The sequence below is a fragment of the Rossellomorea arthrocnemi genome (assembly GCF_904424705.1).
Classification (GTDB): Bacteria; Bacillota; Bacilli; order Bacillales; family Bacillaceae_B; genus Rossellomorea; species Rossellomorea arthrocnemi.
This window is the reverse complement of the sequence record NZ_CAJGBF010000056.1, coordinates 1-521: the sequence shown is the minus strand read 5'-3', so window position 1 is coordinate 521 and position 521 is coordinate 1. Positions and strand designations below refer to the sequence as shown.

Sequence of the window (521 nt, the reverse complement as noted above, 5' to 3'; positions counted from 1 at the left end):
GACAGATGATTGGGGTGAAGTCGTAACAAGGTAGCCGTATCGGAAGGTGCGGCTGGATCACCTCCTTTCTAAGGAAGATTTACTAAACGTTTGACAGTCGAAGTTTTGTTCAGTTTTGATGGTTTAATAAGATTTTTTGCGGAAGCAAAATAATCATCCATCTAACAAACAATGGTAAGCATTGCTTATCATTCATTTTTATGGAATATGGGCCTATAGCTCAGCTGGTTAGAGCGCACGCCTGATAAGCGTGAGGTCGGTGGTTCGAGTCCACTTAGGCCCACCATATACGTAATCTTGGGGCCTTAGCTCAGCTGGGAGAGCGCCTGCTTTGCACGCAGGAGGTCAGCGGTTCGATCCCGCTAGGCTCCACCAAGTTTTTTTACGAAGCGCAAGCGGAGTAAAATAAACATCCATACGATCTCTTACGAGATCACGGATTTGTTCTTTGAAAACTAGATAAAGATAAATTGATAGTCAAGAAATTACCGAGTATCGCCATTTTAGGTTTTAAACCTGAT

Annotated in this window: 2 tRNA genes and 1 rRNA gene; all 3 read left to right on the top strand. The window is 43.4% G+C overall.

Annotation, left to right across the window (positions count from 1 at the left end):
• Nucleotides 1–68 (top strand): 16S ribosomal RNA (locus tag BAA9072_RS23935); the annotation flags it as partial.
• A 141-nt stretch (nt 69–209) separates the two neighbouring features.
• Nucleotides 210–286: transfer RNA gene (locus tag BAA9072_RS23930), tRNA-Ile, on the top strand.
• Nucleotides 287–299: 13 nt separating this feature from the next.
• Nucleotides 300–375 (top strand) — tRNA-Ala (locus BAA9072_RS23925).
• The last annotated feature ends 146 nt before the right edge of the window (nt 376–521 follow it).